We start from the raw sequence: 18,962 nt of genomic DNA, 5'->3' as shown, positions 1-18,962 counted from the left end.
GCTCAGGCCTGGCGGATCGGGATGTAGAGCTCGCCGCCGCCGGCGAGGAACTCGGCGCTCTTCTCCCGCATGCCGGCTTGCGCCTCGGCATCCGCCGCAGCGCCGCCATGGCCGCCATGGCCGTCGGCCTCGCCGTTCGCCGCCAGCTGCGCGCTGTACTCCCGCACGTCCTGCGTGATCTTCATCGAGCAGAACTTCGGTCCGCACATCGAGCAGAAGTGCGCCACCTTCGCGCTGTCCTTGGGCAGCGTCTCGTCGTGGAACTCGCGCGCCGTCTCGGGGTCGAGGCCGAGGTTGAACTGGTCCTCCCAGCGGAACTCGAAGCGCGCCTTGGACAGCGCGTCGTCGCGCGCCCGGGCCGCCGGATGGCCCTTGGCGATGTCGGCCGCGTGCGCCGCGATCTTGTAGGCCATCAGGCCCTGCTTGACGTCGTCGCGGTCGGGCAGGCCCAGGTGCTCCTTGGGCGTCACGTAGCAGAGCATCGCGCAGCCGAACCAGCCGATCATCGCGGCGCCGATGCCGCTGGTGATGTGGTCGTAGCCCGGCGCGATGTCCGTGGTCAACGGGCCCAGCGTGTAGAACGGCGCCTCGTCGCAGTGCTTGAGCTGCTCGGTCATGTTGGCCTGGATCATGTGCATCGGCACGTGTCCGGGGCCTTCGATCATGGTCTGCACGTCGTGCTTCCACGCGACCTTGGTCAGCTCGCCCAGCGTGCGCAGTTCGGCGAACTGGGCCTCGTCGTTGGCGTCCGCCAGCGATCCCGGCCGCAGCCCGTCGCCCAGCGAGAAGCTGACGTCGTACGCCTTCATGATCTCGCAGATCTCCTCGAAGTGCGTGTACAGGAAGTTCTCGCGGTGATGCGCGATGCACCACTTCGCCAGGATCGAGCCGCCGCGCGACACGATGCCGGTGCGGCGCTTGACCGTCATCGGCACGAAGGGCAGGCGCACGCCGGCGTGGATGGTGAAGTAGTCGACGCCCTGTTCGGCCTGCTCGACCAGCGTGTCGCGGAACAGCGCCCAGGTCAGGTCCTCGGCCACGCCGCCGACCTTCTCCAGCGCCTGGTAGATCGGCACGGTGCCGATGGGCACGGGGCTGTTGCGCAGGATCCAGTCGCGCGTCGTGTGGATGTTGCGGCCGGTGGACAGGTCCATCACCGTGTCCGCGCCCCAGCGCGTCGCCCACACGAGCTTCTCGACCTCTTCCTCGATGCCCGAGCTCACGGCCGAGTTGCCGATGTTGGCGTTGACCTTGACCAGGAAGTTGCGGCCGATGGCCATCGGCTCGACTTCCGGGTGGTTGATGTTGGCCGGGATGATGGCGCGGCCGCGGGCGACCTCGTCGCGGACGAACTCGGGCGTGATGATCCCGGGGATCTGCGCGCCCAGGCCCTGGCCGCGCAGGCGCTGCTCGCGCTCGGTGTCGGACAGGTACTCGTGCATCCAGGCGCGGCGGCCGTTCTCGCGGATGGCGACGTATTCCATCTCGGCGGTGACGATGCCGCGTCGCGCGTAGTGCATCTGCGTCACGTTGGCGCCGGACTTCGCCCGGCGCGGCGGACGCGTCAGCGCGGCGCTCTGCGCGCGCAGCGCCTGCTGCTGCGCGGCCTCGCGCAGGCCGTCGTCGAAGAGCTGGATGGCGCGGCCGGTGTAGGGCTCGGTGTCCCCGCGCGACTCGACCCACGCGGCGCGTGTCGTCGGCAGGCCGCGGCGCACGTCGGTCTCGACGGCGGGATCGGTGTACGGGCCCGAGGTGTCGTACACCGTCAGCCGTTCGCCGTTGGTCAACGCGATCTCGCGCAGCGGCACGCGCAGTTGCGGATGCAACACGCCGGGCTCGTGCGTCTTGGTCGACGCGGGCAGCGGCGCGCGGCTGGCGGCGAGGCGGTCGTGGAAGGCGGCGGCGGCCGGGGGCAGGTCTTGCTGCAGGTCAGGCGTCGAGTCGGGCATCAGGGTCTCCGGTTGGGCGCCGGAGGCTGGACTGACGGGGACGTTCGGACGTTCGGAACAGACCCCTTCCTGGGCGGGGCGCACGGGCGCGGTGCGGGACCGCTGGGCGTTGGTGCGGGCCTGGGGGGCTCGCGATTCGCCGAGGTGCGCCTGGAAGGGCGGGCTCTTCTTACGCCGGTACGAACCGGATCAAGTTCAGCGGGTCCACGGCTTCATCGCCATGTCTCAGCCCGTGCCGGCGATGCGCGAAACGCGTCGTCGACCCAGGGCTCCCCGGAGCAGGCGCGCAGTATAGGTCCGGTCGCGCGCGGCGCGGCGCGGATGTGAATTCCTCGACGGAACCCCGACGCCATGGGGCTTCCAGGCCGCTGTTACATCCTGATTCCGGGGAAACACCGAGGGGGATCCACCCAGGTGACTTCTTACACTGCGGCGCTCATGCCGGGGCGCGAAAGAACCACAGCAACAAGCAGTAGACAAGACCGGCGTTGTCTCCAAAAGAGAGCAACCAGCGCAATCGAGAGGGTGGAGTGATGAGCAGCCGTAGTCTCCCGAGCGTCCGACGCCGCGGCCTGGTCGCGTGCCAGGTGTTGACCCAGGCCCTGACCTGGGGTCTGGTCGCGATGACCGCGCAGGCGCAGACCGCGCAACCCGCGCAGACAGCACCGACCGCGGCGGCCACGTCGGCCGCGCCGGTCGATCCGAAGGCGGCCTTGAGCGACGTCGACCGCGCCAAGCGCGATGCCGACAAGGTGTTCCAGTGGATCAAGTTCCACGCGGAGAAGGGCGAGAAGAAGCCCGCGCACGAAGCCAAGGCCGAGGCGCCCAAGCCGGTCGCCCGGCCCGTGGCCACGGCCGCGCCGGCCGCCGCGCCCGTGGCGCGTCGACAGGACCTGGACCCCGCCGCCGAGCGTGCGCTCGCGGCCCGCAATGCCGCGCCCGATACGGCGCCGGTGCCAGTCGTTGCCACGGCGTCGCCCGCGCCCGCGGCGATCGGTCAGTCCGCCGCGCAGACGATCGCACCGCCGACGCCCGTGCCGCAGCCGATGTCGGAAGCGCCGGCGCCGCAGGTCGTGTCGATGGCGGCACCGTCGACCGCCGCGCCGGCCGGCAAGGCGCCCGAGCCGGAGCCCGACGACGAGCCCGTGCCGCTGAAACTGCTGCGCAAGGTCGATCCCGAGTACCCCCGCTCCTTGCTGGCGCAGCAGCGCGCCGGCTCGGTGCTGGTGCAGTTCACGGTCCGGCCGGACGGCTCGGTCGATGGGGCGCAGGCCTTGCGCTCGCCGGATCGCAAGCTGAGCACGGCCGCGATCAACGCGGTCAAGCAGTGGCGCTTCGGACCGATCCCGGCGCCGCGTCAGGTCAGCGTGGAGATCGGCTTCCAGGTGGAGTGACGCCCCGGCGATCGAAGACGTGAACCGCGAGGGGGTGTGCAGCGCACCAACCCCTCCTTGTTCATGCTTCCTGGGGTGTTCGCCGTGTATCCATCGTTCTCTCAATCGCCGCCGTTCCTGAGCTTCGACTGGCCGTTCCCGTCGACCACGCCGTCGGAGGTGTGCGCTCGCAGCGACGTGAACGGACCGGCGCGCGATGAGTTGTCCGTCCTCTTCCGCCGGCTGACGGCGTCGCTTCCGGCGACGGGCCCGCATGCGGACGTGACGCAGGCCATCGGACGACAGGCGGCGGGGTGGACCGATCCGCGCTCGGCCATGGGCCCTGCGCAGGCGCAGATGTCGGGTGCCGGCAAGCGCCTGCTGGTCGAGTTGTGCCAGGCCCTGGAGGCCAATCCGCAGCCCGACATCCAGGCCTTGGCCTGCCACCCTCTGCGTGCCGGCTTCGTGCCCGGTACGGACCTGGATCCGCGCGCCGTCACGGCGATCGGACGGGCGCTCTCCGCGGTGATCGCCGCCAACGATCCGGACCTTGCGCTTCGTCGCCGCGAGCAGGCCCTGTCGAAGCTGGAGGCCTGGGCGCGCACCTGCAGTTTCCCGGGTGTCACGCCGGCCGACGTGGCGCGGAGTTTCCTGCAGTATCTCGGCTTCGACGAGACGTCCAAGGTCTCCGCCAAGCGCGAGTTCTGTGCGATGTCAGCCGATGCCCAGACATGCGACGCGGCCGCTGCGGCCTGTGCGGGGCTCCTGCCACGGCGCCCGGACTCCTCGGTGCCCGAAGAATACTTGCATGAACGCGTCGAGGAACTGCGCCAGCTGGCCGTCCAGTTTCGCGTCGGGCCGGTGGAATCGCTCGACCGGTTCATCGAACGATTCGCCGGGCGCAGTCCGACAGGCGGGCAGGTCGACCCGGTAGGCAATCTGCATCGCTTCGGGTTGGAGGCGCTGAAGCACCTGTGCTCGCGGGCGAAGGAACGGGGCTGGAAAGAGGAGGGCAAGGTGCGTGACGTGCTCGAGCGCGTGCTGCATGGCATCGGAAGTGCCGAGGAACCCGCGGCGCTTCTGCTGAGCGCCCTCCGATACCGTCTGCCCAGGTTGGATATCCGACCCGGCGACAGTGATGTGGAGGATCAGGCTCGTGTGCGTGTGATCCGCGATGCCGTTGAACGCAGCGCCGAAGGACCGCTGATGAACTGGTCGGCGCGGGAACGAGAGGCCCTCGTCGAATCGGCGGTGGCCAAGGTGGCGGAGCTGCTGGGGATTGCCCTGAGCGTGCCCGAAAGCCAGTGGTCGACGACCTCGGGGCTCATCGATGTCTCGACGGACAACCTGGCGGTGCTGCTCCAGAAGACCCGTGACGAGGCCGGACGTGCCGTCGACCCGCGGTTCTCCCATCGTCATTGACGACCCTGGGTGCGCGGCCGTCCTGGTCGCGGCGCTTCGGACCGCTGCCGGCGCCTACATCCCGTACATCGCCGCCTGATCGAACGGCGTCAGCGCCGCGGCCATCGCGTCCAGGAACAGCCGCGTGCGCAGCGGCATCAGGCGGCGCTGCGGGAACACCGCCCAGCAGGTCGACGGCTCCGCGCACCAGGCCGGCAGCACGCGCAGCAGCTCGCCGCGGTCGACGAAGGCCTGCGCATACTGGTTGCCGACCCAGGTGATGCCCAGGCCCGCGCGGGCCATCTGCAGCAGCATGTCCGGCGCGTTGACCAGCGTGCGGCTGTCCGGCACGCCGACCCATTCGATGCGCTGGTCCGCCTGTCCGTCGACGATGCCGAACAGGCGCCAGGGCAAGGGCTCGCCGGCGCGGCTCAGGATCATCAGGCCGTGCATGCTCAGCAGGCCCTCGGGCAGTTGCGGCTCGCCGTGCCGTTGCAGGTAGTCCGGCGAGGCATACAGGCCGCTGCTGAACATCGCCATGCGCCGGGCCGCCAGTTGGCTGTCCGGCGGCAGCTGGCCCATGCGCACGGCGATGTCGAAACCTTCGGCGATCAGGTCCACGCGACGCGGTGACAGGTCCAGCTCCAGCTGCACCTCCGGGTAGTCGCCGACGAAGCGGCTCAGCATCGGGATCAGCATCTGGTTGGCGAAGTCCGCCGGCATCGACACGCGCAGGCGCCCCGTCGGCCGCTGCTGCCGATGCAGCGCCAGCGCGAGCGCGCCGTCCACCTCGCCCGCCAGCACGCGCGCATGCTCCAGCACGCCCTGGCCGAACTCGGTCAGCGTCAATCGCCGCGTGCTGCGCTGGAGCAGCTTCTCGCCCAGCCGCTCCTCCAGCGCCGCGATCCGGCGTGACACCGTCGACTTGGGCAGCTGCAGCCGCTCCGCCGCGCGGCTGAAGCTGCCGCTTTCGATCACGCGGGCAAAGACCAGCAGGTCGTCGGCATCAAGGCTCATGGACGAGGTGCTTTCAAGGCAATTGGATTGTTCGTTGAATGGAACAATCTTATCCAGTTCGACGTCTTCCGGTGCTGACAGGGGATCAATAGAGTTCACTCCATCCCATCACACCCCGGCTGATCCAGCCGAAACGCCCGGAGAAACGCACCATGAACATCCTCCAGATCAACTCCAGCGCCCGCCGTCTGCATGAGGGCCAAGGCTCGGTCTCGACCCTGCTGGCCAATGAAGTCGTCGCCCAGCTGGTGGCCCGCAATGCCGGCGCCACGACAGTCGTCCACGATCTGGCGGTGCGCCCGCTGCCCGCGATGGACGAAGCCACCCTCGGCGCGCTGTTCACGCCGGCCGACGCCCGCACCCAGGCGCAGGCCGACCGCGTGGCCTTCAACGACCAACTGATCGCCGAGCTGAAGGCCGCCGACGTCATCGTGCTGACCGCGCCGATGATCAACTTCGGCGTGACCTCGCAGCTGAAGAACTGGATCGACGCGGTCGCCCGCGCCGGTGCCACCTTCAAGTACGGCGCCAACGGCCCCGAAGGGCTGGTGACCGGCAAGCAGGTCATCGTCGTCAGCACGCGCGGCGGTGTGTACCGCGGCCAGCCGGCGGACAACATCGTTCCCTACCTGCAGCTGACGCTGGGCTTCCTCGGCATGACCGACGTGAAGTTCGTGCTGGCCGAAGGCCTGAACATGGGCGAGGAAGCTGCGGCCAAGGGCCTGGCCACCGCCCGCGAAGAAATCGCCGCGCTGTTCGGCGAAACGCAGCCGGCTTGATCGCCGTGACGGTGGCGTAACCGGCCTGATAGACCGCGCGCGCCCTCCACGGGGCATGGGGGATCCCTCCTGGACCCCCAAGCCCCATGCCGGGCCGGCAGCACCCGCTGACGGCCGGCACAGACATTCATCGACACCTTGGAAAGGAATCCATCATGACCGCCGCCACCCCTGTCACCTCTCTTCGGACGCCCCGCCAGGTCGAGCGCCTGGTGCAGGGCAGGGCCACCAGCGACGGCGCCGGCGTCAAGCTGACGCGCGTGCTGACGCAGGACCTGCAGCGGCGCCTGGATCCTTTCCTGATGCTGGATGCCTTCGGCACGGACAACGCCGACGACTACATCGCCGGCTTCCCCGACCATCCGCATCGCGGCTTCGAGACGGTGACCTACATGCTCGAGGGCCAGATGCGCCATCGCGACTCGGCGGGCAATGAAGGCCTGCTCGGTCCCGGCGGCGTGCAATGGATGACCGCCGGCCGCGGCGTGGTGCATTCCGAGTTGCCCGAGCAGCAGGAAGGCCGCATGGAAGGCTTCCAGCTGTGGCTGAACCTGCCCGGCCGCGACAAGATGCGCGACCCCTGGTACCGCGACATCGCCAGCGCCGAGATCCCCGAGCTGACGCTGCCGGGCGCGACGGTCCGCGTGATCGCGGGCGAGAGCCACGGCGTGGCCGGCGCGATGCAGCGCGACGTCACGTTGCCGATCTACCTCGACGTGCATCTGGAACCAGGCGCGACCTTCGAGCAGGCGCTGCCGGCGACGCACAACGCGTTCCTGTACGTGTACCGCGGGGCGCTGCGCTTCGACACCGGCTGCCTGGTGCCGAGCGGCCGCATGGCGATCCTCGCCAACACGGCCGGCTCCGATGGTGCGCGACTGACGGCCTCCGATGAAGGCGCCCGCGCGATCCTGATCGCGGGTCAACCGCTCGGCGAACCGATCGCGCAGTACGGTCCGTTCGTGATGAACACGGAAGGCGAACTGCTGCAGGCGGTTCGCGACTTCCAGGCGGGCAAGTTCGCCTGAGGACAGGCCCGGCACCATGGGTTCGGTGCCGGAGCACTTGTCGCCGGAACCAGAACGGGTGGGAATGAACTGATACGGCCTCAACTTCTGGAGCGGCCATGTATCAATCCCCCGTTCATCGACAAGAGTCCGCAGGGCTGTCGATTGCGTCAACCATTGAGACCGGAGGTGCCGCCGATGCGGCGGTGGTCGACCCGATCCGATTCTCCGGCGAACAAAAGCGCTTCCTGCTGTCGCTGGTCGAGAGACTGGAAAAGCGTCCGTCACCGAGCACGGTGAATGCGGTCTGCGGCGAGTTGCGCCTGGCGACTGACGCACCGGATGCAAAGGCGCATGGAGCAAGGCCCGTGCCGCAACCCAGGCGAGCTTTGATCGCTGGTCCGAAGGCACTGGCCGTCCCCTCAACGAGCGCTCCCGCCGTAGCGCCGCTGCCGCAGTCCGACGATGTGGTGATCACTCAGGCTCTGACGGACATGGGGGCCGAGGAAGTCCGACGACGCTGCACACGACTGAGTAGCAGCGTTGACCGGCTGCTCCGCCTTGTGCCGGAGGACATGCACACCTTCCGAGGGCACCTGATCGCCCTGCGCGACCGTTATGCGACCCCGCCGGCGCGTATTGAGGGGGAGCACGCCGAGATGCTGGAGGGCGGCCACCTCGTGCTCACTGCAATCTGCAATGAGCTGGAAAGACGCGATCCCAGCACCCGCAAAGGAGCGCTCTGGTACCTATCGTTCAATGTGCCTAAGGAAGGCGAGAGAGGATCTCAAGTCAGCAGGCTGTTCCACGGCTTGACCTTCTCGGAGAGCTTCGATGTGGATGGAGACGGGTCCGGAGACAACGACCTTCATCTGAGCGAACGGCGCACGCGATTCGAAGCCTGGGCCGAGCCGCTGCTAAAGAGTTCGAAGTTGACGGTGGCAGAGGTCAGCCGGGGCATGAAAGACCTGGGCCTGGAACTTCCCGACTTGGAGGGCGAGGGAGTTTCCATGTGGCTGCACCCTGTCTACAACAACGCGGCCTGGCGCGCGTGTCTGGGGATCCCGCTCGATCCGAATGATGTGCCTGCGCTGGCGAACGTTGACAGAGCCGAACTGGTCCTGGCGCTGGATGGGTTGCGGCAACGCTGCGAGGGCCTGAGGGTGGACACGACCGCGCTCGACAGGTTCTCCGACACCTGGCTTGGACACAAGCCATCGGACGATCGCGACGACAGGGTGTGGCGGCTCCAGGGGGCCGGTGTGGATTCGTTGTGGCGTATCAACGAACACCTTGCCGGCAAGGGCGATCGCGGATCCAAGCGTCAGTTTCTGGTCAACATGATGCGCTCCTTGTCGGTGGCCCAGGACCCCGCAAACGAACTGCGCTTCCTTACCAACCGGATGAAGAAGTGAGCTGTCATGTATCACCACTCCGACTATCGCAACGCGGTCTCGGGACTGTCGACGGCGTCAATGATCGAGACCGACGGTCCTTCCGATGCCGCCATGGCCCGGATGATCCGGACTGCAAGGGAGCAGACGCACTACTCGGATGGACTGAAGCTGGAGACGTTCAAGCACTGGTCGGAATTTCCCGCAGCGCGCAAGGAGTTGTTCTGCTGCCTGCCATGGCTGACGACCTTGCTTCCCGGGGACGGCGAGGTGGCCACCGTGAGGGCCGCGATCGCCAGCAAGGCCGGAGAACTCAGCGACCCCATCCCCCCCTCACGACAGCGCTGATCGATCCCGACATCGATATCGACGGCGAACTCACCCGGATGCATCCCATCCGCAACAACGCGGCGTGGCGTGTCTGCCTGGGGATGTCCGTCGAACCGGGCCATGTGCCCCCCCTGGCGGGCCTCCGCTACGCGGACCAGGCTCCGGCGCGACACAACGGCGCAATCAGAATCTGACCGCAGCACGACAAAGCGGAGCTCATCGCTCCGTCGTGCCCCATGTCGTCGTTCCTCGCCCTCCCTTCGCCTCCGCTCGACGCCGCCTTCGATCCGCACTTCGGGTTCGCGCCCGGCATCGAGCCGGACCTCGCCCCTGTCGCGCCGGCCAAGGGCGTCGAGGCCGGACGCGACCCGGCGCGGGCCCTCGCCTCGGCCTGCGCCGACCTGTCGGCCGGCGCGAGCGCGCTGGGCGCGACACGCGAGGCGTCGCTGTTCGGCGACCTGCCGGCGCGCACCCAGGACGTCGAAGACCCGGCGTCGGAGTCCGATCGCAGAATCTTCTTCCATGGTGAGGGCGCGGCGCTGCTGCAGGCGCTCGCCCGGCTGGCCGTCGATCCGGCCATCGCCGCCTTGCTGCGGCGGGAACAGCTGGTCCTGGCCGCCGAGGCCATCGGCCTGTGCGTGAGAGGTTGCGTCACGGCGTTGCGCGACGCGGTGCACCGGCTGAGCTGCGCCGCGGGCGGTGCGACGCAGGCCGCCGCGCTGCGTCGCACCGAACTCGTCCGGCAGACGCTGATCGAGGTCGTGCGCGCGACCGTGGGCCGTGATCCGGACGAGGGGTTCCGGTCGCTCGCGAATTACGAGTCCCACTACGTCACCGCGCTGGAGCAGCGGTTGCGACTGCCGTTCGCCCCGGATCAGCCTCACGACCGCTACTTCGACGCCGGGACCTTGGCGCCCGAGATCGTGACGCGCGCCCGGCTCGCCTTGCGCCAGCGTGTGACGCCGACGGCGGTCGCGCGCTCGCTCGCCGAAGAGGCCTTGGAGCGCCTGCGCGCACGCCTGGGCGAGGCGGGTGTGAATCTGGCGTGCGTGTGGCCGGCGACTGCGGACCAGCAGGCGGTGATCGACGAGGAGATCGTCTCCATCGAGCGTGCGCTAGGACCGGTGGACCGCTGGGCCTTGTTCCATGAGGACACCGACAGCGGCCAGGCCGGCCTGCTCGGACATCCGACGTGGCTGGCCGTGCAGGTGCTACTGAACCTCATGGACAACGGGGCGCTGCCGGCCCGTGCGATCGACACGCGCCTGGCCTGGACGGCCGCCAACGGACCCCACCGGCTGCGCCAGCTGGGCGAGGGGCTCTGGTGGGTGCAGACCGGCCGCGCGGAGGACTTCGACCCCGGCGAGGCCTTGCCGGTTCGTGTCCGGCAGTTGCGCGAACTCGATCACGAGGAGACCCGGGGGCCGCCTCATCGCAGGCGCCTGGGCGCGGGGGAGCGCGAGGGCCTCGCGCGGATGCCGATCCTGTTCGATACCGAGGACGCCTTGCGATGGATCGCCCCGCATTGGCTGGTGACCGATGAGCTCACCGGCATCTGGTGGCGCCGCATGGGCGAGGCGCGCTGCAAGGACTGGCTGCAGAGCCATCGGACCGATGGCCTGCCGGCGGATCTGCGTCATCGGCTGATGCTCGCCGCGGACGCCGCCGACCAGACGTGGGCATTCGCCCGCCTGCTGCCGAGGAAAGAGGAGGCCGCGGCCCGGGCATGGCTCGTGTGTGACGGTCCCGGCATCGTGGCCGCCGCGGTCCGGCGCGACGACGTCACGCGGCTCCAGCGCTGGCAGGTCCTGCTGCAGATCGCCGCGCCGGCGCTGGGCGCGCGGCAGCGCGGGCGGGCGCTGGTGGCCCGCGACGACCACGGGCAGGCCGCGCTCGCGCGCGCCATGAGCCTGCCGGACGGCGCGGACACGGTACGCGAACTGGTGGCGACGATGCTCGCGATCCGGGCGCATCCCCGGCCAGCGCCGCTGTCCATGTGGCCGCCCTTCAACGAGATCCTCGCGGGAGGCGACGCGGACTCGCTCGGGGCCATCGGGGTGGCGCTCGCGGAAGGCCGGGCCGCGCCGCTGCAGGCCTTCCTGGACGCCGTCGAGGTCGCCCACGAACGTGGCGTGCTGACGCATCCGGAAGTGCGGGGACTGCTGATGGGACTCGACGATGCGGACGGTCCCGGGCACTGGTGCGGGTTCGAGTACGCGATGGCACGCAACCACGCCGACGTGATCGTCGTCTGGACGCAGGCCCTCATCGGCATGGCGCGACAGGGCGTGCTCGACGGCCCTGATCTCTTCGATGCCTTGAAGGTACCTCGGGTCGATGGCTCGGGCGTCTATCACCAGGCGATGCGCGAAGGATCGTGCGAGGCGGCGGCCCGCTATCGCGATGCGCTCCACGCCGCGCGGACGGATCGTCTCCTGTCGCGCGACCAGGTGGGCCGGCTGCTGCTCGGTGAGCGCGACGAGCCGCAGCCGCTGTTGCTCGCTGCTGCCGCGGGCCATGCGCGCGCGGTGGCGGAACATCTGCGGGAAGAGCTGACCGTGCTGGACCTCGGGCGCTTCTTCGACGTGGAAGACAAGGTGCATGCGCGCTGGTACCGGCGCGGTGGGCACGTCGCGATCGGCGCGGCGATGCGGTACGGCCAGGTCGAGGTGGTGGGTGTGCTGACCGGGCATGCGCTCGCCCTGCAGCGGGGTCTCTGGCGGCCGGCGTTGTTCCCGTCCTTCGAGGGGGTGCCGGGCGATTCGCCAGCGATCGGTGTCGCCGTGACGGCGGGCCATTTCGATGCGGTGGGCCTGTGGATGGGGGCGTTGGCCCGGGGCGTGGAAATGGGCTGGATCGACCGCCGGGACATGCTGACCCTCATCGCGGCCAAGGACCGCCGCGGCGTCCGTCTCTTCCACATGGCCGCGCTGGTGCTGGAGCCCGTCGCCCTGGGCGAGCTGCTGGATCTGACGGTCGAGACCGTCCGCCCGGCGCGGCTGCGATCGTCGGACCTGATGCGACTGCTCGGGCCGGGGCGGCGTCAGCCGTCTCCGCTCGCGGCGGCCCTGCTCGCGGACCGGGCCGGCGCGGTGCGGCAGATCGGACGCTGCCTGCTGCGTCTGCACGGCGAGGGCGCCTTGTCGTCGCGCGACCTGCACCGCCTGCTGGCCCTCCGGGGCCGGCCTCGCTGGTGGGGCGGCAAGGCGCCGCGTCAGACGCCGACGGCCGGTGGGCCGCGCCCCGCGGCCGCGATCGAGGCCTACGTCGCGCTCATCCGGTCGGCTGTCAGCAGCGGTTGGGTGGACGAGCCACGCGCGCATCGGTGGCTGCAGGCGTGGACAGCCGCTCCTGCCGACTAGTGCGGCGTCTTGAGCGGCGGCACGACGGGCGCCAGCAGCCGAGGGCCGTCGAAGCCGTGGACCGCGCCGAAGCGGCCGCCATCCTCGCGGCTGTTCCATTCCTCGGCGTAGACCTGCATCTCCTCGCGCGTGCGGCCGACGAAGTTCCAGAACAGCAGCACCGGCTCGCCGAACGGCGGGCCGCCGAGCAGCAGCGCGCGGCTCTTGCCGCCGCCCGACAGCAGCGTCAGCGACTGCGCGCCCGGCGCGATGTAGAGCAGCTCGCCGGGCTTGCTCGCGCCGGTGGATTCGCCGTCGAGCGTCACCGACAGCTCGCCCTCCAGCACCATCAGTCCGTACTCCTGATCGGGGTGCAGCGGGATCGTCGCCTCCGCGGCGCGCGTGGCGCTCAGGTCCACGCCCAGCAGCGGCGTGTGGCTGGGCACCGGCGAGCGGTGACCGCCGAACTCGCCCACCAGCAGCATCGTGTCGAAGCCGCCCGTCGCGAACGACGGCAGCTCGGGGAAGTGCTCGAAGGCCGGCTCGCGATGGCGGTCCGCGTCCGGCAGGGCGATCCACAGCTGGGCCAGCTGCAGGCGGTCGGACTGCGACTCCTCCGTGTGGCTGATGCCGCGGCCCGCCGTCATGAGGTTCACCTGGCCGGGGCGCAGCATCTGCTGGGAGCCCAGGCTGTCGCGGTGCAGCACCTCGCCCTCGATCATCCAGCTGAAGGTCTGCAGGCCGGTGTGCGGATGCGGGCCGACGCGCATGGCGTTCTCCGGCGTCAGGTCGGCGGGGCCCGCGTGGTCGAGGAAGCACCAGGCGGCGATCATGCGGCGCTTGGGCGTCGGCACCGCGCGCCGGATCGTCAGGCCGCCGACGTTGCCGAGATGCGCGGTGATGCGCTCCCAGCGGGCCGGGACGGGATCGGCAGGGCTGCCGGATGCGGGATCGGAATCGAGGGGGGCGCTCATGGGGCGGCTCCTTGTGCGAGGTCGTCGAGGATGGGGCAATCGGGGCGGTCGTCGCCGTGGCAGCAGTGTGCGAGCTCGGCCAGCGCGCGGCGCATCGCCTGCATCTCCGCCATGCGGCGGTCGAGGTCGGCGATGTGCGTCTCGGCGATGCGCTTGACCTGGCCGCTGGCGCGGCGGCGGTTCTGCCAGAGCTTGAGCAGCTCGGCGATCTCCGCCATCGAGAAGCCCAGGTCGCGCGCGCGGCGGATGAAGCGCAGCGTGTGCACCTCCTTCTCGCCGTAGAGGCGGTAACCCGCCTCCGTGCGCGCCACCGGCGGCAGCAGGCCCAGCGATTCATAGTGGCGCAGCATCTTCGGCGACACGCCGGAGCGCTCGGCGGCCTGGCCGATGGTCAGCGGCGACGGGGTCATCGCGCGGCTCCCTTCCAACGCTTGAGCAGCAGCGCGTTGCCCAGCACCGAGACGCTGGACAGCGCCATCGCCGCGCCGGCGATCACCGGGCTCAGCAGTCCCAGCGCGGCGAGCGGCACGCCCAGCAGGTTGTAGATGAAGGCCCAGAACAGGTTCTGGCGGATCTTGGCGACCGTGGCGCGCGACAGCGCGATCGCCTCCGCGACGAGTCGCGGATCGCCGCGCATCAGCGTGATGCCGGCGGCTTCCATCGCGACGTCCGTGCCGCCCCCCATCGCCATGCCGACGTCCGCGGCGGCCAGCGCCGGCGCATCGTTGATGCCGTCGCCCACCATCGCCACGTGCGTGCCGTCGGCGCGCAGTCCGGCGACGATGCGGGCCTTGTCCTCGGGCAGCAGCTCGGCGCGGACGTCGTCCAGCCCCAGGGCATCGCCCGCGGCCTGCGCGGCGGCGGCGTTGTCGCCGCTGAGCATCAGCGTGCGCAGGCCCAGCGCCTTCAGATCGGCGATCGCCGCGGCCGACGAGGCCTTGACCCGGTCGCCGAACGCCAGCATCGCGAGCAGCACCGGCGCACCGGGACCGTCGGCGGCGGCCAGCCACGACAGCGTGCGGCCCTGTGCCATCGCCGCCTGGGCTTGCGTCTCGAGCGCCGACAGGTCGACCCCGAGCTCCGCCATCCATCGCCCGCTGCCCAGCATCAACGCGCGGGCCTGGACACGGCCCTCGATGCCGCGTCCCGCGATCGCGCGCACCGAGGCCGCCGGCGCCGTCGTCAGCGCACGCTCGAAGGCGGCGTCGCGCACCGCGCGGGCCAGCGGATGCTCGCTGCCCATCTGCAGCGCGGCCGCGAGGCCGAGCGCATCGTCCTCGCGCACGCCGGGCGCCGCGACGAAGTCCGTCAAGCGCGGCTTGCCCTCGGTCAACGTGCCGGTCTTGTCGAACACGACCAGCTCGACGCGCCGTGCCTGCTCCAGCGCCTCGGCGTCCTTGATCAGCAGCCCGCGCCGCGCGGCCACGCCGGTGCCGACCATGATCGCCGCGGGCGTGGCCAGTCCCAGCGCGCAGGGGCAGGCGATCACCAGCACGGCGACCGCATGGATGAGCGCGCGTTCCCAGTCGCCCGTGGACAGGCCCCACGCCAGCAGCGTCACCGCCGCGATGCCGAGCACCGCCGGCACGAACACCGCGCTCACCTGGTCCACCAGCCGCTGGATCGGGGCCTTGTGGGCCTGCGCGGATTCGACCAGACGCACGATCCGCGACAGCGTGGACTCCGCGCCCAGCGCCGTGACCTCGACGAGCAGCAGCCCGTCGCCGTTGACCGCGCCGCCGACGACGCGGTCTCCTGCGGCCTTGTCCACCGGCAGGCTCTCGCCGCTGATCAGCGACTCGTCGACGGGACTGCGGCCCTCGCGGATGCGGCCGTCGGCGGGAATGCGCTCGCCCGGACGAACCACCATCAGGTCCTTCAAGCGCAGCTGCGCGAGCGGTAGCTCGATGTCCGTTTCGGCGCCGGCGGGTCCGCGGCGAACGCGCGCGTGGTCGGGGCGGAGCTGCTTGAGCGCGGCGATCGCGCTGAGCGTCTGACGCTTGGCGCGGCCTTCCAGCCACTTGCCCAGCAGCACCAGCGTGATGACGGCGGCCGCCGATTCGAAGTACAGCGCCGTGCTTATCGGACCTTGCCGGAGGAGCTCGTAGACGCTGAGGCCGTAGGCGGCGCTGGTGCCCAGCGCGACGAGCAAGTCCATGTTGCCGCTGCGGTCCTTCAGCGCGGCCCAGCCGGCGCGGTAGAAGCGCGCGCCGAGCCAGAACTGGACGGGCGTGGCCAACGCCAGCTGCCACCAGCCGGAGAGCATCCAGTGGCCCCCCCACGCCATGGCGATCATCGGCGCGATCAGCGGCAGCGTGAGCAGCGCGGCGGTCAGCACCGGCCAGCCGGTCGCGGCCCAGGGCGGCGGGGGTGGGGGCGAGTCGTCTTCCGCGGCGATCACGTGGGCGTCGTACCCGGCCTTGGTGATGGCGGCAACGAGCGCATCGACGGCGATGCTGGCGGGTGCGCGCACGGTGGCGCTTTCCGTGGCGAGATTGACTTCGGCGCCTTCGACGCCGGGCACCTTGCGCAGTGCGCGTTCGACGCGGTTGACGCAGCTGGCGCAGGTCATGCCGGACACGGCGAGCTGGAACTCGCCCGTGGCTCCGGCGGCGCCAGCGGCAATGGTGGGGGTGGTGGCGATGTTCATGGCGTCAGTCTCAAGCTTGCCATGATGGGAAGGTCAAGGCCATGCCCCTGATGGGAGAGGTGTCCGAGGCCCGAGCGACGCGGTGGATCGGTCGGAGGGATCCGGTGCCGGCCGACCGATTTGCGGAACATGTGCAGCGTATGAGGGCGGCCGGTACCGGATCCCGCAGACGTGCTCGACCGTGGCAGGCGAGGGACGACAGCCGGTATCGGATCCCGCAGACGCGCTCGACGACGGCAGGCTTGACCTTCCCATGGCGGCAAGGTTTAGGCTTGAGCCTGAAGACTGATCCGAAGGAGATCCCCATGCATGAATTCAAGCTTCCCGACATGAGCTGCGGCCACTGCCTGGCTGCCGTGACCGAGGCGGTGAAGGAGGCCGACGCGCACGCCGAGGTGAACGTCGACCTGCCGCAGAAGACGGTGAAGGTGGAGAGCGGCTTGAGCCGCGAGCAGCTGGCGGGTGTGCTCAGCGAGGCCGGCTACCCGCCGGCCTCCTGAGCGTGGGACAGGCGCTCAGGCGCCTGCTTGATCAAGCCTGCTTGAGCGCCTCGCTGTCGAACGGCAGCTGGCGCAGCCGCTTCCCGGTGGCTGCGAATATCGCGTTGGCCACGGCCGGCGCGATCGGCGGCGTGCCGGGTTCGCCGATGCCGCCGGGCGCTTCGTTGCTCTGCACGATGTGCACGTCGACCTTGGGCATCTCGTTCAGGCGCAGCACCGGGTAGTCGTGGAAGTTGCTCTGTTCGACCTTCCCGTCCTTGAACGTGATGCGTCCGTACAGCGCTGCCGACAGCCCGTAGACCACCGCGCCCTCGATCTGCCGGGCGATCGTCTGCGGGTTGACGGTCTGGCCGCAGTCCACCGCCGCGGTCACGCGATGGACCTTGATGCCGCCGTCCTTGGCCACGGACACCTCCGCCACCTCGGCGACCCAGGTGCCGAAGCTTTCCGCCACCGCGATGCCGCGATGCCGGCCCTTGGGCAGCGCCCGGCTCCAGCCGGCCTTCTCGGCCGCCAGCAGCAGGACGCCCCGGGCGCGCGGGTGCTTCTCGAGCAGCGCCAGCCGGTACTTCAGCGGATCGGCCTTGGCGGCGTGCGCCAGCTCGTCGATGAAGCTCTCGATGAAGAACGCGTTCTGCGAATGTCCCACCGAACGCCAGAACCACACCTGCGGCCCCGGCTCCGCGCGGCCGTAGGCGATGCGCTGGTGCGGGATCTCGTAGGGGTGGTCCGCGAGCCCTTCGACGGCCATTGCATCGACGCCGTTCTCGGGGATCTTCATGAAGCCCGACGCCGCCATGATCGACGGGCTCGCGACATCGGCGCGCAGCATCAGCGGCTGGCCCTTGTCGTCGAGCCCCGCCTCGAAGCGCACGCGCGACGTCGGCCGGTAGTAGCCGGCGGCCATGTCGTCCTCGCGGGCGTAGACCAGCTTGACCGGGCTGCCGCTGAGCTTGGACAGCAGCGTCGCGTCGATGGTGAAGTCCGGCGCGAAGCGGCGTCCGAAGCCCCCGCCCAGCAGCATCGTGTTGACCTTCACCTTGGCCGGCGTGACCTGCGCGACCTGCGACAGGATGCCCTGCGCCGGCCCCTGGCTCTGCGTGCCGGCCCAGATGGTGACCTCGTCGCCCTTGACCCAGGCCAGGCAGTTCAGCGGCTCCATCGCGGCGTGGGCGAGGTAGGGCACGTCGTACTGCGCGGACAGGTTGCGCGCGGCGTTGGCGCTGCCGTCCTTGACGTTGCCCACGTCGCGCGCGATCGCGGTGGCGTTCTGCAGGCCTTCATCGAGCGCGCTCGAGACCTTCTCCGACGACAGGTCCGCATGCGCGCCCAGGTCCCATTCGATGCCGAGGGCGTCGCGGCCCTGCTTCGCCGCCCAGTAGCCGTCGGCCAGCACGGCCACGCCCGACGGGATGGCGATGACCTTGCGTACGCCCTTGATGGCCTTGGCCTTGCCTTCGTCGAAGGCCTTGGGCTTGGCGCCGGCGATCGGCGCGCGCGCCATCACCGCGACCAGCAGGCCGTCCACGTGCGCGTCGATGCCGAACTTGGCTGTGCCGTTGATCTTGGCCGCGCTGTCCAGCCGGCGCGTCGGCTTGCCCATGATGCGGAAGTCCTTGCGGTCCTTCAGCGTGGGCTTGTCCGGCACCGGCTGTTTCGCGGCGGCGTCGACCAGCGAGCCGTAGCTGGCCTTGCGGCCGTTCGGGCCGATCACCTGGCCGCGTTCGGTGCGCAGCGACGAGGCGTCCACGCCCCATTGCTTCGCCGCCGCGGCGACCAGCATCTGGCGCGCGGCGGCGCCGGCCTGGCGCACCGGCGTCCAGTGCGCGCGCACCGTCGTGCTGCCGCCGGTGGCCTGCATGCCGAACATCGGGTTGTTGTAGGCGGCGTCCGCCGGCGCCTGCTCGACGGAGACCAGCGCCCAGTCGGCGTCCAGTTCCTCGGCCACCATCATCGGGATCGCGGTCAGCACGCCTTGGCCCATCTCGGCCGAGCCGCAGACGACCGTGACCTTGTTGTCCGGCGTGATCCGCAGCCAGGCGTTGGGCGCGAAGGTGTTGGAGGCGGCGCCGGGCTGTGCCAGCGCCGCGCGACCCGCGGCCAGCGGCAGCGCGAACGACACGGTCAGCGCCGCGCCGCCCTTGAGCAACGAACGACGGCTCGTGGAAACCGGAGAGGCGGGAGCAGCAGGAGAAGCGGGCGAGGACGGCGTTGTCATCGCGTCCTGGTCGAACATCATGCTCATGA

The 18,962-nt window shown here is 70.3% G+C and carries 14 protein-coding genes and 1 riboswitch; of the genes, 8 read left to right on the top strand and 6 right to left on the bottom strand.

Annotated elements, in window-relative coordinates; genetic code table 11:
* Positions 1-2: 2 nt before the first annotated feature.
* Positions 3-1,949, bottom strand: a complete 1,947-nt coding sequence (gene thiC / locus AC07PR_RS19110; protein WP_495136204.1) for a phosphomethylpyrimidine synthase ThiC — start codon at positions 1,947-1,949, stop codon at positions 3-5.
* Between the two features lie 149 nt (positions 1,950-2,098).
* Positions 2,099-2,235: riboswitch (TPP riboswitch) on the bottom strand.
* A 247-nt stretch (positions 2,236-2,482) separates the two neighbouring features.
* On the opposite strand from thiC, the gene AC07PR_RS19105 reads away from it, so the two are divergent.
* Positions 2,483-3,343, top strand: a complete 861-nt coding sequence (locus tag AC07PR_RS19105) for an energy transducer TonB (protein WP_495136203.1) — start codon at positions 2,483-2,485, stop codon at positions 3,341-3,343.
* Between the two features lie 36 nt (positions 3,344-3,379).
* Complete coding sequence (locus AC07PR_RS19100; protein WP_495136202.1) at positions 3,380-4,744, top strand: hypothetical protein; 1,365 nt, start codon at positions 3,380-3,382, stop codon at positions 4,742-4,744.
* Between the two features lie 54 nt (positions 4,745-4,798).
* On the opposite strand, the gene AC07PR_RS19095 is transcribed toward AC07PR_RS19100, so the two are convergent.
* A complete protein-coding gene (locus tag AC07PR_RS19095) occupies positions 4,799-5,740 on the bottom strand; it encodes a LysR family transcriptional regulator (protein WP_495136201.1) in 942 nt (313 codons plus the stop codon).
* Between the two features lie 152 nt (positions 5,741-5,892).
* Here AC07PR_RS19095 and AC07PR_RS19090 point away from each other — a divergent pair, with 152 nt between their 5' ends.
* The 5 genes from AC07PR_RS19090 to AC07PR_RS19070 all read left to right on the top strand — a co-directional run bounded on the left by AC07PR_RS19090 (position 5,893) and on the right by AC07PR_RS19070 (position 12,612).
* Positions 5,893-6,519 carry an FMN-dependent NADH-azoreductase gene (locus tag AC07PR_RS19090; RefSeq protein WP_377159912.1) on the top strand — a complete coding sequence of 209 codons (627 nt, stop codon included), beginning with the start codon at positions 5,893-5,895 and terminating at the stop codon, positions 6,517-6,519.
* 155 nt (positions 6,520-6,674) lie between these two features.
* Positions 6,675-7,547: a pirin family protein gene (locus tag AC07PR_RS19085; RefSeq protein WP_495136200.1), complete on the top strand. Its 873-nt coding sequence runs from the start codon at positions 6,675-6,677 to the stop codon at positions 7,545-7,547.
* A 98-nt stretch (positions 7,548-7,645) separates the two neighbouring features.
* On the top strand, positions 7,646-8,941 hold the full coding sequence (locus AC07PR_RS19080; RefSeq protein ID WP_495136199.1) for a hypothetical protein: 1,296 nt from the start codon (positions 7,646-7,648) through the stop codon (positions 8,939-8,941).
* 6 nt (positions 8,942-8,947) lie between these two features.
* Complete coding sequence (locus AC07PR_RS19075; protein WP_495136198.1) at positions 8,948-9,268, top strand: hypothetical protein; 321 nt, start codon at positions 8,948-8,950, stop codon at positions 9,266-9,268.
* Positions 9,269-9,486: 218 nt separating this feature from the next.
* Positions 9,487-12,612, top strand: a complete 3,126-nt coding sequence (locus AC07PR_RS19070; RefSeq protein ID WP_495136197.1) for a hypothetical protein — start codon at positions 9,487-9,489, stop codon at positions 12,610-12,612.
* On the opposite strand, the gene AC07PR_RS19065 is transcribed toward AC07PR_RS19070, so the two are convergent.
* The 3 genes from AC07PR_RS19065 to AC07PR_RS19055 are packed head-to-tail and all read right to left on the bottom strand — an operon-like array spanning position 12,609 to position 16,215.
* On the bottom strand, positions 12,609-13,565 hold the full coding sequence (locus AC07PR_RS19065) for a pirin family protein (RefSeq protein ID WP_483107914.1): 957 nt from the start codon (positions 13,563-13,565) through the stop codon (positions 12,609-12,611). The genes AC07PR_RS19070 and AC07PR_RS19065 overlap by 4 nt on opposite strands.
* Complete coding sequence (cueR, locus tag AC07PR_RS19060) at positions 13,562-13,975, bottom strand: Cu(I)-responsive transcriptional regulator (protein ID WP_483107913.1); 414 nt, start codon at positions 13,973-13,975, stop codon at positions 13,562-13,564. The genes AC07PR_RS19065 and cueR overlap by 4 nt, the downstream gene beginning before the upstream one ends.
* The gene (locus AC07PR_RS19055; protein WP_495136196.1) at positions 13,972-16,215 is read right to left on the bottom strand and encodes a heavy metal translocating P-type ATPase; all 2,244 of its coding nucleotides are present in this window, start codon (positions 16,213-16,215) and stop codon (positions 13,972-13,974) included. Before AC07PR_RS19055 ends, cueR begins: the two co-directional genes overlap by 4 nt.
* 305 nt (positions 16,216-16,520) lie before the next feature.
* Here AC07PR_RS19055 and AC07PR_RS19050 point away from each other — a divergent pair, with 305 nt between their 5' ends.
* The gene (locus AC07PR_RS19050; protein WP_377159922.1) at positions 16,521-16,715 is read left to right on the top strand and encodes a heavy-metal-associated domain-containing protein; all 195 of its coding nucleotides are present in this window, start codon (positions 16,521-16,523) and stop codon (positions 16,713-16,715) included.
* 31 nt (positions 16,716-16,746) lie between these two features.
* On the opposite strand, the gene AC07PR_RS19045 is transcribed toward AC07PR_RS19050, so the two are convergent.
* Positions 16,747-18,960, bottom strand: a complete 2,214-nt coding sequence (locus tag AC07PR_RS19045; protein ID WP_377159924.1) for a xanthine dehydrogenase family protein molybdopterin-binding subunit — start codon at positions 18,958-18,960, stop codon at positions 16,747-16,749.
* Between the last annotated feature and the right edge of the window lie 2 nt (positions 18,961-18,962).

The organism is Roseateles sp. GW821-FHT09H11 (assembly GCF_059415845.1).
This window is presented reverse-complemented; position numbering and strand designations above follow the sequence as displayed.